This is a genomic window from Faecalicatena contorta, from assembly GCF_003149105.1.
GTDB lineage: Bacteria > Bacillota > Clostridia > Lachnospirales > Lachnospiraceae > Muricomes > Muricomes contortus_C.
On record NZ_QGDS01000020.1, the window covers coordinates 40,750 to 55,263 of the forward strand.

The following is a 14,514-nucleotide window of genomic DNA, read 5'->3' on the forward strand; positions in this document are numbered from 1 at the left end:
AGACCATGGTAAAAGTAGGAATTATCGGAGCCGGCAGAATAGGTAAAGTACATGCAGAGAGTATCTGCACAAGAGTAAAAAATGCAAAGCTTAAGATCATTGCAGATCCGTTCATGAGCGATGAAACGGAGGCATGGGCAAAGGGGATGGGAGTGGAACAGGTCACAAAGGACTATAAGGAAATTCTACAGGATGAAGAGATTGAAGCTGTGATAATCTGTTCTTCCACAGATACCCATTCTGCTATTTCAGTAGAAGCAATCGAGACTGGAAAGCATGTTTTTTGTGAAAAGCCAATTGATCATGATATCGAAAAAATCAAGCAGGTAATGGAAGCGCTGAAGAAAACTGAAGTGAAATATCAGGTGGGCTTTAACAGACGTTTTGACCATAACTTTAAAGCAGTTAAAGATGCAGTGGCAAATGGGAAGATTGGGGATCCGCACATTATAAAGGTGACCTCAAGAGATCCGGAGCCGCCAAGTGCAGAATACGTGAAAGTCTCCGGCGGGATGTTTTTGGATATGACCATTCATGATTTTGATATGGTACGTTTTTTAGCCGGATGTGATGCCACAGAGATTTATGTGCAGTCGGCAGTCCTGGTTGATGATGCAATTGGCGAGGCCGGAGATGTAGATACCGCAGTAATTACTCTGCAGATGGAAAACGGCGCGATTGCGGTTATCGATAATTCCAGAAAAGCTGTTTACGGATACGATCAGAGAGCGGAAGTGTTTGGCTCACGGGGGATGGTGGCAACGGCGAATGACAGTTTGTCTACGGCAGTAATCAGTAATGAACAGGGAGTAACCGGGGAAAAGCCGTTATACTTTTTCCTGGAGCGGTATATGGATTCCTTTGGGGAAGAGATGAAACAGTTTATTGAGGCAATTGAGAATAATCTGGATACACCACTTGGTGTTATCGATGGATTAAAACCCGTTCTCATGGGCCTGGCGGCGAAAAAATCGGTAGAGGAGCACAGGCCTGTAAATATATCAGAAATATCATTTTAAGCGTATAATTCCATAAGGGCTTATTAAAGTACGTAAAAAATGGATAGTTATCCCCACGAATGTGGGGGACTATCCATTTTTTACTTCAAAGAATAAGGAGCATACTCTGGTTAGTTAAGCTTCAGAAAGTAATCCTGCAGGTATTTTATGATTATATTTGCGGACTTTGACAAGTATTTATCTTTTAGCCATTGCAAGATAATGTATCGGGAGTAGGAGACTGTTAAGGGGCGAAGTACAATGCCGCTGTGCTTCATATAGGGTGCCCAGGTTTTTCCGGGAATAATGGAAACTCCCATATTGGCGGAAATTAGGTCAAAAATGGTTTCCCGGTTATCGAATTGTAGATTTGTATTGGGTTTGAAACCGGCATTCTGACAAAGGTCACATGTAATCCAATACAAAGGTAATTGATCCTGCATAGTCAGAAAAACTTCACTGCGAAGCATCTCAGGAGCAATACATTGGTTTGCTGACAAAGGATTATCCTTTGATATGCCAATCAGGCAGGTCTCGGACAGGAGCGTGATTGCATTAACGTCATTCAAGGGTGTTGTGGAGGAACGAAGATACAGGTCGCAGTTATGTTTTGCCTGCTGGATGGATTCCTGTTTGATGTACAGGCTGATCTCCGGATACTTTTTCTTTACATTAAGGAGAATATCAGGCAGAAACTGTGTGGCTGCAGTCATAGAAAGCACCACCTGCTGATAATGATTGTTCCTGTCACTGATTTCTGTTAAAGCATTTTCCAGGGAAGATAAAATGCTTATGGCATAGTTATATAGAATTCTTCCGTTTTCATTTAATTGTATGCCGGTTCCGGCTCTCTCAAAAAGTGGATATCCTACTTCCTGCTCCAGTAAGTGAATGGACTTAGAAAGGGCCGGCTGAGAGATATATAATTGATCTGCCGCATTTGTGATATGCTCCAGTTCCGCTACTGTCTTAAAATATTTCAATTGCAGAAAATTCATAAAAAGTCCCTCCCTGAAAAATACATTTATTGCTGCGCTCTCTTTGATGACAGTGTATATTCTCTTTATTATAACTGAAAGGTTATGAATATATCAATAGAAAGATATTTTACAGGATATGAATGCTGATTTAATATAGGTGCTATAGAAAAGAGAAGTTGTTTGCGCTTAATATTAAAAATAAAAGGAGTGAGCAAGATATGTTTAAAATGTTTCCTGATTTAACCAAGGAAGAAGTAATTGACTATAGTATAAAATATGTAAATCCAGGTAAGACACAGGAGTGGATTGACCGTAATATCAACCTTATTATGGAGAAAAGAGAAGGCTATGCTTTTTGGGATATGAATGGGAAAAAGTATCTGGATATTCATATTAATGGAGGTACCTTTAATCTGGGACACAGAAATCCGGAATTGATTGAGGCTATGATCCAGGCAACCAGGGATTTTGATATTGGAAATCATCATTTTGCATCGGCTGCACGTGCTATGCTGGGAAAACGCATGAATGAGGTGACGCCTGAGGGGCTGCAATACTGTGTGTTTTCCTCCGGCGGCGGAGAAGCTGTAGATGTAGCAATTAAAAGTGCAAGGTATACCACAAAAAGAAAGAAAATCATATCTATAAAAGGCTGTTACCACGGACATACTGGATTTTCTGTATCCACCGGAGATGCCATATTTAAAGATCCTTTTCTGGCGGGCGGAGAGGACGGATGCTTTGTCCAACTGCCATTAAATGATCTTGAGGCAATGGAACAGGAATTAAAAAAGGAAGACACTGCGGCAGTTATGATTGAGTCTATTCTTGCAACTTATGGATTTCAGATTCCAAATTCCGGTTATCTGAAAACTGTAAAGGAACTGTGTGAAAAATACGGTGCACTTTATATTGCAGATGAGGTGCAGACGGGACTTATGAGAACTGGAAAAATGTGGAGCATTGACCACGAAGGATTCACTCCGGATATTCTTGTAACTGCCAAGGGCTTCTCGGGAGGGATATATCCGATTTCCTGCACTGTGTTAAATAGGAAATCGGCAAAATGGCTGTTTGAGGCAGGGAGAATGCATGGCTCGACAACGGGAGGTTCGGAAATCGGCTGTATGGTGGCACTCAAGATGCTGGAAATTACTACAAGGCAATCCACCATTGATAATATTCATAAAAATACAAAACGTATGACAGATTTTGCGAACCGGATGATAGACAAAACGGACGGGTTTCTGAAAGGATACAGCCAGCGAGGCGTCATCATGGGAATGGACTTTGATGTGGAGGATGCCAGTAAAACTGTGAGTCCGGCATTGTTTGAAAATGGAGTGTGGGCCCATAATTCCAGATTACGCCCTTGTGTCCTGCAGTTTAAGCTGGGGCTGCTGGCAGATGATGCTTATATGGAACAGCTTTTTGACAAGATGGAAAAAGGAATTCTTCTTGCAGCTTTCAGAAAATAAATAAAACGGGGAGGAGGAAAACATATGTTTTTAAATAATCCGGAATATACGAAAGAAAAGGTAAAGCATGACTGTATCACCTGTTGGAATCCCAGCAGAACCCTGGCATGGCCGAAGATGGGGGGTGATATTATCATGGGAAAACGAGAAGGATACTATTTTTGGGATATTGATGGGAAGAAATATATGAATCTTCATTTAAACGGAGGGACCTTTAATGTGGGACACCGTAATCCAGAAGTCATTGGTGCCATGAAAGAAGCGATAGAAGAGTTTGATATAGGCAATCATCATTTTGGTTCTGTTGCAAGAGGTTATCTTGCCAAAAAGCTGGTGGAGACAGCAACGGAAGGAATGCAATATTGTATTTTCTCAAGCTGTGGAGGAGAAGCTGTGGATGTGGCAATTAAAAGTGCCCGCTATGCAACAAAACGAAGAAAAATCGTATCTTTGATGAAATGCTATCATGGACATACAGGTCTTGCCCTGGACTGCGGGGACAATCTGTATAAGGAAAAGTTTCTGTCGGGGTTAGGCGACCCTGATTTCATCCAGGTATCCATGGACGATGTAGATGCTATGGAACTGGTGCTAAAAAATGAGGATGTAGCAGGTGTGATTATTGAGACAATCCCGGCTACCTATGGCTTTAAGATTCCTGCTCCCGGCTACATAAAAAAAGTAAAAGAATTGTGTGAAAAGTATGAAACACTGTATATTGCAGATGAAGTGCAGACGGGACTCATGAGAACAGGGAAATTATGGGCAATCTCTCATGAAGATGTAAAACCGGATATCATCGTAACCGGAAAAGGACTGAGTGGCGGCATATATCCGATTTCTGCGACTATCATGAAAAAAAAAGCAGGGTTGTGGGTAGAGGAATTTGGTCGTGGTCATACCGGAACGTTCGGTGGTTCAGAGCTTGGCTGTGCGGTTGCAGGAAAAGTTATGGATATTGTTACAAGAGAGTCAACCGTAAAAAATGTACATTTCCTGACAGACTATCTGAAGAAAGGGTTGGATGGTGTAAAAAATTTGTATCCGGATTTCTTTACTTCCTATACCCAAAGAGGGATTATATTCGGTCTGAATTTTGATTATCCGGACGGAGGAATTGCAGCTATGAAATCCCTTTGTGATAATGGAATTTGGGCAATTTATGCAAGATTTGACCCCCATGTTGTACAGTTTAAGCCAGGGCTCCTTTGTACAAGGGAGTATTGCGATGAGCTGCTGGAGAAGTTTGAAAAAGGCATAGGTGAAGCTAGAAAAAATTTTTTGGGTTAAAAGGAAAGGTATTATGGCAGAATTACAATTTTCAAAAATAGAAACAGACAAATTATTACCCGTGGTGCGTCAATGCTATGGATTTCGAAATACCATGCAGATGCGTTTGCTGAAATATTCGGAAAATCTCACCTATCAAATATGGGATGAAATCACCGCAGAAAAATATGTACTGCGTGTTTTTCGGTCGGGATATCATCAGGAAGACGAGATGGAGGGAGAACTTCTATGGATTCATCAGATTAATCAAGATACGGATATCAAAACGGCAGATGTTCTTCCGGGAGAAAAGGGTTCTTTTGTCTGCAGTATTCAGGTCGAAGGACAGGAATTACACTGTGCACTATTTCAGTTTATACAGGGGGACACACTTCGGGGAATTTATGGGTGCAGGCGGCAGAAATATATGAAAAAACTGGGAGAGATTACGGCCAAATTGCATAATCAGGTTATAGCATGGCCACAAGCAAAGACTCTGAAACGTTTTACCTGGGATATAGATGATCTGGTGGGAGCTGACAGCAGGTGGGGAGATTTTTCCTTGATGAAAGGTCTGCCGGAGGAATATATGGACTGGTACAGACAGGCGGTGGAGATTATTCGCAGCCGTCTGGAGCGCTTTGGACGAAGCAGTGACCGCTACGGACTGATTCATGATGACATTAGTATCAACAATGTCCTGTTAAAGGGAGAAGAGTTATATCTGTTAGATTTTGATGATTGTGGTTTTGGCTGGTTTTTATATGATATTCCAACGATGCTTCTGGAATATTTTGATGAGCATATGAGTGAGGCATTATCTGCCGTATTAAAAGGATATGAAACATACAGACCTCTTTCTCAGGAGGAGCTTGCGGAGCTTCCAACCTTTATTCTCCTGAAAAAAATTGTCCGTATTGGCTGGATTGCCACTAGAAATGATAATGATACAGTGAAACAGGTGCACTCGGATTATTATGAAAAAACAGCAATGCTTGCAAAAGAATATTGCGAAAAATATGGTGAAAAAAATACCTGAAAAGGTTCATTTTGTACAATTTTTTTAAAATAAAGGTGTTTATAGTAAAGGTGAAGCAAAGGAGCTGCTTAAGAAAAGGGGGCTCCTAATTTATATTTAAAATTTATCAGGAGATGATGAAAGTGAAAAAATTAACGTTAACAAGGGATATGCTTGTTACTGGAGAGAATGCACTTGATTATCTGGCAGAAATCAAATGCAAAAAAGCAGTGATTATTACAGGTGGTCAGTCTATGAAAAGAACTGGTATACTGGCTAAAGTAACAAGGATTCTGGAAGAAAAAGATGTAGAAGTAGCAATTTATTCTGGAGTTGGGAAGAACCCCACAACCAATATGGTGTTAGAGGGGGTGGAATATGTAAAAGAACAGAATCCGGATTGTATCCTGGCAGTTGGAGGAGGATCTGCAATTGATGCGGCAAAGGTAATGCTGATTTTTTATGAGCATCCGGAAATGAACTTTGATAATATATTTGATGTAAATCTGGATGAGTTATGCTTTACAACAAAATTCATAGCGATACCGTCCACCTCGGGAACTGCTTCTGAGGTTACAAAGGTCAGTGTAATTACCTATGAGGAGGAGCGGTTTAAGAAAGTAATAAAGACGATCCATATATTCCCGAATATAGCAATTCTGGATCCATTACTGCCGGCCACACTCCCCGCGCAGATTGCCGCAGAAACGGGGATGGATGCATTGACTCATGCTATGGAGGCCTATATCAATAAGAGTGGCAATGATTTTACGGATGTGCTGGCAAAAGGGGCAATAGAGGGAATCATAGAGTGGTTACCGGAGTCGGTTATTGATAGGAGCCTGTCTGCAAGAGAAAAGATACACAATTATCAATGTATGGCAGGCATGGCCTTTGCCAATAGCGGTCTCGGCATGGTACATGGCGTCTCTCATGCTTTTGGTGGTATGTATAATGTAGCTCACGGTCTGGCGAATGCAGTGATTTTGCCATACTCTATGGATTATAATAAAAAAGATCCGGAAGTTCTGCGTAAGTACGCAAAACTTTCCCACATTCTGGGAATGGATGTGATTGAAAAAGTAAAAAAACTATCTGCAGAGATTGCCATTCCTGCTAAAATGCAGGATGCAGGGGTCACTGAGGAAGATTTTAAAAAGGACTTTGATAAATTGCTGGAACATTCTATGAAAGGCTCTACTGTTGTGAATCCTATTCCGGTTTCACGAGAGGATATGGAAAAGTTTCTTAATTGTATTTATTATGGCAAAAAAGTTGATTTTTAAGGAGGTCTCATTATGACACTTGCAGAGAGATGCAAAAAGGTTATGCCGCCAATGGCAAACCGTGTAACAGATTTGGGGATTGAGTATGCTTCAGGCTGCTATCTTTATACAGATGACGGAAGAAAAATTCTGGATTTTGCCAGTGGAATTGCAGTATGTAATCTGGGACATAATTATCCCTCAGTTATAGAAGCAGCAAAGGCACAAATGGACAAAGTTGTTCATTGCGGGCATAACCTTATGTACTACGCAGAGTATGTAAAGCTTGCAGAAAAAATAGTAGAAATTACCGGAGGAAACACCATGGTATACTTTGCCAATTCCGGTGCGGAAGCAAATGACGGAGCAATCAAACTGGCAAAATATGTGACTAACAGACCAGCAATCATCGCATTCAATGGTTCGTTTCATGGACGCACCATGATGGCTGCCACTCTTACGGCATCCAACTCCAAGTATCGTAAGCACTTACATTCCAGTTTGTGCCCGAATGTATACCACCTGGAATATCCATATCTGTTGCATACGCCATATCCCTATAACGGGGAAGACACACCGGAGCAATACTTTAAACAGTTTGACCAGTTGTTTGACCGTTTCGTTGCCCCCGAGGAAGTGGCGGCAATTATTATGGAGCCTGTACAGGGAGAAGGTGGATACATCGTGCCCCCTGGAGATTGGGTGAACTACGTTCGCGGAATATGTGATAAATATGGAATCATGCTTATTTTTGATGAAATACAGACCGGTTTTGGAAGAACCGGCAAAATGTTTGCCCAGGAAAATTTTGATGTGAGACCAGATATTATGACCTGTGCAAAGGGCATTGCCAACGGTTTTCCCCTGAGTGCAATTGTGGCCAAAAAAGAAATTATGGAGCAGTGGCCGGCGGGTGTGCATGGCGGCACCTTTGGAGGAAACCCGGTTGCCTGTGCCGCCGCAAATGCGACCATTCAGGAGTTGGAGAGTGGTTATATAGAAAACAGTTTCAAAATGGGCGAATATTTTATGGATAAGATGAAGGAGCTTCAGACAAAATATTCCTGTATCGCAGAGGTGAGAGGCCTGGGGCTTATGCTGGGTGTTGAATTCATGGATAAAGACCATAATCCACTGACAGAGCTTACATCCAAATTGCAGGAAGGATGTTTGGAGAAAGATGTGCTGATTCTTACCTGTGGCTGCTACAAAAATGTAGTACGTTTTATTGCACCGCTTATTGTAAACAGATACGATATTGATACTTGTGTAAGGACATTTGATGAGGTGCTGGGTACTCTTGTATAAAAAATAAAAATAAAAAAGTGAAAAAAATACTATTTTTTTTGATTTAGGCATGTTACAATGCACAACAATAAAATATCATTTGCGAATGGCAAAGGCGTCTGATTCCCAGGGGATTAGGCGTCTTTTCATTATCCGGGGAAAATCTCCGGAGATAGACCAATCAATAAGGAGAGGAAGGAGTATATTTATGAAAAAGAAACTAATAGCAAGCGTATTGGCAGGAATTATGGTAGTTTCCGCATTAACAGGATGTGGAGGAGGTAAAGAAACAACAAAAGCTGAGGAAAGCACAAAATCAGATACTTCTGCATCTGCAGATTCTTCAGTATCCTCTGATGCTGTTGACAAGAAAGTTTTTAGAATTGGAATTGAATGTACTTATGCACCTTACAACTGGACTCAGGAAACTGAGGATCTGTCAAATGGAGAAAAGGCAGTTAAAATTGCCAATTCAGACGGGTACACATATGGCTATGATGTGGCACTGGCCCAGAAGATTTGCGATGAACTCGGATGGACTCTTGAAGTATATAAGAGTGACTGGACTTCCATCTTTATGGGGCTGGAGGATAAGACTTATGACTGCATCATGAGTGCTGTTTGTTATACAGCTGAAAGGGATGAAATCTATGATTTTACATCCACTTATTATGAGAGACAGATTAAGGCAGTTGTAAGAGAAGATAGCAAGTTTGCCGATGTTAAGAAGCTTTCTGATTTTGAGGGTATGGCTCCTGCTGTGATTGCTCAGCTTGGAACAAACTTTGTTGACTATAAACCACAGGTTCCATCAGGCACTGCGGCTACCGATTATGAGTCTGCGTCCGAATTATTCCTGGCTATTCAGAATTCTACCGCCGACGTACTGATTACTGAAAAATCTACCGCAGATTCCGCTCTCCAATCCATGAACGGTTTAGTACAGCTTGAACTTGATTCGGATGATGATTTCGTGGCACCGGAAGGAAGCCCGAACAACTGCTGTATTCTTTTCAGAGGCGGCGATCCGGAATGTGAAATCATCCAGGGTGCCCTGGACTCTCTTGGATGGACAAATGAGACAGAGGAAGGTCTGGCAGTGATGAATGCTCTTATGTCAGAAATGATTGAATTACAGCCTTCCGCAGACAAATAAAGGGTAAGGAGCGTTGAACATGGGAAATCTGCTTATGTTAGTAGCTGCACCAACAAAGGATTCAGGACTTTTGGAATGGATCATTTTCATGGCCACAAAGTACTCGAATATTTTTTTAAAAGCAACATGGGCCACTTTGTACGTGGCCGTTATCGGAACGATACTTGGATTTATTCTTGGATTTGTGATTGGTGTAATCAACACGATAAAAATCCATGAGGGAGATAATTTTCTGAAGAAAATCATATTTAAAATCATAAAGGCAATTGTACTGGTTTACGTGGAGATTTTCCGAGATACACCAATGATTGTTCAGGGAATGGTTATTTATTATGGATTGCGTCAGGGAAACATCATGATTACATCGATTTTGGCAGGTATTCTGGTAATACTCCTTAATACAGGTGCCTATATGGGTGAGACGGTACGGGGTGGGATTAATTCTGTAGATCCTGGTCAGAAAGAGGGTGCACTTGCCATGGGCATGTCCCATGTGGGAGCAATGTTTTATGTAATTGTTCCCCAGGCACTTAAAAATATTTTCCCGGAAATGGCGAATACCTTTCTAAATAACCTGAAGATGACGTCCGTATTAAATGTAATCGGTGTGAGTGAACTGTTCCTGGCTGCAAAGACGGCAGGGGGTTCCTATTATAAGTATTTTGAAGCATATCTTGTTATAGCAATTATTTACCTGGTTCTATGCTTCTTCTTTAACCGTATTTTTATGATTTTGGAGAAGAAGATGAAAGGACGCAATGATTACGAACTTGCAACGGAATATCTTGAAAATTAGTGGGAGATGCATATGATGTCAGATGCAGTAATAAAAGTTGAAAACCTCATGAAATCCTTTGGTGATCATGAGGTTTTAAAGAAAATTGATTTTGGAATCAATAAGGGTGATGTGGTTTGCATTATCGGATCCTCAGGTTCCGGTAAGTCCACATTGCTCAGATGTGTGAATCACTTAGAAACTCCAACAGATGGGCGTGTTTTATTCCATGATAAGGAAGTGAAAAAAACACAGCAGTCTTTGGCAAAGTACCGTTCACAGGTCGGAATGGTATTCCAGTCCTTCAATTTGTTTAATAATATGACAGTGCTTAAAAACTGTATGTTTGGGACCAGAAAAATTTTAAAACGAAGTGAAGAAGAGGCGAAAATCCTGGCTATCAAATATTTGAGAAAAGTTGGTATGGCAGCTTATATTCATGCGAGACCGGAACAGCTCTCTGGCGGACAAAAGCAGCGTGTAGCCATTGCAAGGTCACTGTGCATGTCACCAGAAGTATTATTATTCGATGAACCCACTTCCGCACTTGATCCGGAAACAGTCGGTGAAGTACTGAAAGTCATGAAGGACCTTGCTGCTGAAGGAATGACCATGATCATTGTTACACATGAGATGGAATTTGCTAAAAATGTTTCTACAAGAACAATTTTTATGGATAACGGATATATTGTAGAGGATGAGAGACCTGAGATTTTATTCACGAAGCCAAAGAATGAAAGAACAAGAGAATTCTTGAAACGGTATATGGAAAGATAGGGAGGTAGAAACGTGGAACATCTAATCATTACAGTAGCAAGAGGCTTTGGCAGCGGCGGAAAATCTATTGCAAATCAGGTCGCGGAGGATTTGGGAATCAACTGCTATGAAAACCAGATTCTTACGTTAGCATCTCAAATAAGTGGCATTGACGAAAATATTCTGGTGGAAACAAATGAGAAAATCCGGGGAAAGAGTTATGTTCACAGTCTCCTACATAATTTGCCACGAACGCTCATGCCGAGGGTAGAAGGAGAATTTCAATCCGATAAAAATATTTTCCAGATTCAAAAGCAGATTATTGAGAAGCTTGCAGCTACGGAGTCCTGCATTATTGTCGGAAAATGTGCTGACTGGATATTAAGAGACAGACCAAATGTCATCAGTATATATATAGAGGCACCAAGAGCGTATTGCCGTCAGAAGATTATGGATCGTATGAATGTGAATGAAGCTGTTGCTGACAAATCCATTACCCAGACGGATAAATACCGTGCAGAATATTATAAGCATTATACCGGCGGCAACTACTGGACAAATCCTGTGAATTATGATCTTACCCTGAATAGTGCCAGAGTCGGATTCGACAACTGTGTAAAGACAATTGAGACTTATATTCAGATCAAATATCCGGGATTTGAAATGAAACCTGCAAAGGAAAAATAGCCTATGAATATTAAAACATTTGTAATCGATCAGAAATTGAATTATCAAGAGCATTACTGCAATGATAAGTATGTCAACAAGTATTATGAAATTGAAAATACAGGTGTGGCAATAAATTTGAATACAATTCCAGATGCCTGTGTGGATTTTCAGTTTGCGTGTCTGGAGGGAAAAAATGTAATATATGCAAGCGGCAGCTTTTTGCAGAGCAAAAGGTCACCCACCAGCCACTACAGTTGGTGCTTTGGTGTGAAATTCAATCCGGGGAAATATCCCCTGTTGGTTCGCGAAATAATATTGAATCTGATTGAGAGGCATAGGGTCATTGACAACTGCCCATGGCTGAATGCTATTGCAGAAGATATTTACAAGGCATCCTCCTTCCAGGAGCGAACAGAGATTTTTGAAGAAAGATTTCCTTTTGAAAGTCAGTTTGGAGGAAGTAATTCCATGGTGGATACGATAATGGACCATATTGAAAAGACGCATGGCATGATCAGCATTGCGGAGATTGCAAAGAAACTGCAGTATAATCAGCGCTATATGGGCAGGGTATTCCATGGGGCCACGGGGCTTACCATGAAAAAGTATGCGACCATTATCCGTATTCAGACCGCTCTCCGGTATCTTCAAAGGGGCCGGGTAGATGAGGTATATGAGACCTTGGGGTATTATGACCAGTCCTATTTTATTAAAGAGTTTAAAACATACACATCTATGACACCAAGGCAATATTGTAAAAAAACTGGGATGGATATTGTTTAACCGCCCAAAAGGAGTGTTTTCAGTGGAAGAGACAGGGTTTAAACAGTTAGCAATTGTGACAGGAGCGGCAAAGGGAATTGGCCTTGGAATTGCGGAAAAGCTTTGTGAAGCGGGTTACCGGGTGATGATGTTAAGCCGTGGTGCCGATGTATTTGATTGTGCCAGGGACTTGCAGAGGCAGGGCTACCCGGTGAAAGGATATCTGTGCGATGTTTCCAGCCCTGAGATGATCCGCCAGACAATACGGGAGATTGCAGAAGAACATGGAAGTATTCATGTATTGATTAATAATGCAGGCGTGGCAAGAATGGAAATATTTGAGGAGACAGATGATGCCCTGCTGGATTATCATATAGACATTAATATCAAAGGAACCTGGCATATGACCCGGGCGGTTATCCCATATATGAGAAAGGCAGGTTATGGAAGAATCATCAATATGTCTTCTGTAACAGGAGCCATGGTGTGTGATAAGGGATACACGGCATATGGTTTGTCAAAAGCGGCACTGATAGGATTAACAAAAACAGTGGCAGTAGAATATGCGGAATATGGAATTACCTGCAATGCGATTTGTCCGGGATACATCTGTACGCCGAATGTGAAGAGGGGATCGGAAAATGCCCATCCGGAGGAGCCGGAGCGGATTATGAAAGAAATTTCAGCCGGGATCCCCATGAAAAAGCTGGGAACACCTGGACAAATCGGAGCTGCCGCAGTTTTTCTGGCAAGTCCCGAAGCAGATTATATAACAGGAATAGCCTTGGTAATTGATGGCGGAAATATGTTGCCGGAAACCAATGCTGTGCGTTTTTAAACAATCTCCGGTTCTGGATATGAGGTTCCCCCGGCAAGATACAGAGCCACTCTTACATAAGAAGTATAAGTAATGTATTCAACTCATTTCATAGAGCTTTCTATACTATAAAGGTATAGGAGGCTTTGTTTTTCCATCAAAAATAATACCATTTTACTGACTTATTGACACAGCTTTCAATCCATGTTAACATATAGTGAATGAATAGATAAAACGATTCATTCATAATATTTATAAGGAGGTTTCCCTGTGGATAATAAAAAGTTAATTTTAGATCAGGCTGCGCATGAAACATTTTTAGAACACGGATATAAAAACACAAATATATCCGAAATCGCAAAAAGGGCAGGCATCGCCGTAGGTTCGTTCTATAAATATTATCAATCCAAAGAAGAAGTATTTTTAGAAATATATATAAGAGAAAATGAGAATGTAAGGAAACAAGTGATAGATAAGATTGATTGGACTGGTGAGCCTGTAAATGTAGTAGATGAACTTTTCACCTATAGTCTGGATTTTGTCTTAAATAATAAAATTATTGCAGAGTGGAATAACCCTGCAATATCAAAGATATTACATGAACATTATTATTCAGAATCAGGCACAAAGAACTACGCGTTTCATCAGTTTTTATTAAATACCTTTCAGGAACGTCTAAAGCAAGCATCGTATGATGAGGATATAATAGAAAAGATATTAAAGGTATTTGACTTTATCTATTATATTGACTGTCATATTACTGGTAATGATTTTGAAGGCTATAGTGAAGCATTAAGAACACTTGTCAGATATTTCATAAAGGGAATATTCGCCTAAAAATTAGCGGGGAGGAAGTCTAAATGATTTCCTCTAAACTTAACCTGTTACGTGAATGAATAACTAATAGCATTCATTCATACACATATTAATAAGGAGACCAACTATGAATAGTCAATAGGAAATTAAAAAGTTTTTAATAAAGTTTTGAACTAAAAAAGTGTATAGGAAATAAAGCATCATATAGATGCTCTTTGAAAATTAAATATAGTTAATAGGTAGGACTAGGCTAAATTAAACTCAACATTATCAGTCATCATTTTATGGATGACGCGAACAAGCTTATGAGCAACATGACCTAAGGCATTGTAATGGCGACGCCCCTGAGAAATCTTTAAATCATAATAGTCTTTAAAGGTTTGATTTACTAAGGTGGCTTGCCAAGCAGCATTTATGAGTGCATATCGCAGTAGCTTTGAACCGCGTTTAGACATTCGGGTTCGATCA

At 40.5% G+C, this 14,514-nt stretch carries 15 protein-coding genes; 13 read left to right on the forward strand and 2 right to left on the reverse strand.

The window, feature by feature from the left end:
* The first annotated feature begins 5 nt into the window (after positions 1-5).
* On the forward strand, positions 6-1,019 hold the full coding sequence (iolG, locus tag A8805_RS19870) for an inositol 2-dehydrogenase (RefSeq protein ID WP_109714426.1): 1,014 nt from the start codon (positions 6-8) through the stop codon (positions 1,017-1,019).
* Positions 1,020-1,129: 110 nt separating this feature from the next.
* Here iolG and A8805_RS19875 read toward each other — a convergent pair whose 3' ends face one another.
* The gene (locus A8805_RS19875) at positions 1,130-1,996 is read right to left on the reverse strand and encodes a LysR family transcriptional regulator (RefSeq protein WP_109714428.1); all 867 of its coding nucleotides are present in this window, start codon (positions 1,994-1,996) and stop codon (positions 1,130-1,132) included.
* 200 nt (positions 1,997-2,196) lie between these two features.
* Between A8805_RS19875 and A8805_RS19880 the strand changes: the two genes are divergently transcribed.
* The 12 genes from A8805_RS19880 (at position 2,197) to A8805_RS19935 (ending at position 14,067) form a co-directional block, all read left to right on the forward strand.
* A complete protein-coding gene (locus tag A8805_RS19880; protein WP_207657735.1) occupies positions 2,197-3,456 on the forward strand; it encodes an aspartate aminotransferase family protein in 1,260 nt (419 codons plus the stop codon).
* A 24-nt stretch (positions 3,457-3,480) separates the two neighbouring features.
* Positions 3,481-4,746 (forward strand): aspartate aminotransferase family protein, encoded by a 1,266-nt coding sequence (locus A8805_RS19885; protein WP_109714430.1) that lies wholly within the window; start codon positions 3,481-3,483, stop codon positions 4,744-4,746.
* 13 nt (positions 4,747-4,759) lie between these two features.
* A complete protein-coding gene (locus A8805_RS19890; RefSeq protein WP_109714432.1) occupies positions 4,760-5,764 on the forward strand; it encodes a phosphotransferase enzyme family protein in 1,005 nt (334 codons plus the stop codon).
* Between the two features lie 122 nt (positions 5,765-5,886).
* Positions 5,887-7,029 carry an iron-containing alcohol dehydrogenase gene (locus A8805_RS19895; protein WP_242992503.1) on the forward strand — a complete coding sequence of 381 codons (1,143 nt, stop codon included), beginning with the start codon at positions 5,887-5,889 and terminating at the stop codon, positions 7,027-7,029.
* A 12-nt stretch (positions 7,030-7,041) separates the two neighbouring features.
* A complete protein-coding gene (locus tag A8805_RS19900) occupies positions 7,042-8,316 on the forward strand; it encodes an aspartate aminotransferase family protein (protein ID WP_109714434.1) in 1,275 nt (424 codons plus the stop codon).
* 187 nt (positions 8,317-8,503) lie between these two features.
* Complete coding sequence (locus A8805_RS19905; protein ID WP_181392930.1) at positions 8,504-9,451, forward strand: transporter substrate-binding domain-containing protein; 948 nt, start codon at positions 8,504-8,506, stop codon at positions 9,449-9,451.
* Between the two features lie 19 nt (positions 9,452-9,470).
* Entirely contained in the window at positions 9,471-10,247 is a 777-nt protein-coding gene (locus tag A8805_RS19910; protein ID WP_242992505.1) for an amino acid ABC transporter permease, read from the forward strand.
* A gap of 12 nt (positions 10,248-10,259) precedes the next feature.
* Complete coding sequence (locus A8805_RS19915; protein ID WP_242992507.1) at positions 10,260-11,003, forward strand: amino acid ABC transporter ATP-binding protein; 744 nt, start codon at positions 10,260-10,262, stop codon at positions 11,001-11,003.
* 12 nt (positions 11,004-11,015) lie between these two features.
* Entirely contained in the window at positions 11,016-11,669 is a 654-nt protein-coding gene (locus A8805_RS19920; protein ID WP_109714440.1) for an AAA family ATPase, read from the forward strand.
* A gap of 3 nt (positions 11,670-11,672) precedes the next feature.
* Positions 11,673-12,434: a helix-turn-helix domain-containing protein gene (locus A8805_RS19925; protein WP_109714442.1), complete on the forward strand. Its 762-nt coding sequence runs from the start codon at positions 11,673-11,675 to the stop codon at positions 12,432-12,434.
* 22 nt (positions 12,435-12,456) lie between these two features.
* A complete protein-coding gene (locus tag A8805_RS19930) occupies positions 12,457-13,251 on the forward strand; it encodes an SDR family oxidoreductase (RefSeq protein WP_181392931.1) in 795 nt (264 codons plus the stop codon).
* 249 nt (positions 13,252-13,500) lie between these two features.
* Complete coding sequence (locus A8805_RS19935; protein WP_109714446.1) at positions 13,501-14,067, forward strand: TetR/AcrR family transcriptional regulator; 567 nt, start codon at positions 13,501-13,503, stop codon at positions 14,065-14,067.
* 224 nt (positions 14,068-14,291) lie between these two features.
* Here A8805_RS19935 and A8805_RS19940 read toward each other — a convergent pair.
* A partial coding sequence (locus tag A8805_RS19940; RefSeq protein WP_146199463.1) for a transposase occupies positions 14,292-14,514 on the reverse strand: 223 nt, incomplete at its 5' end.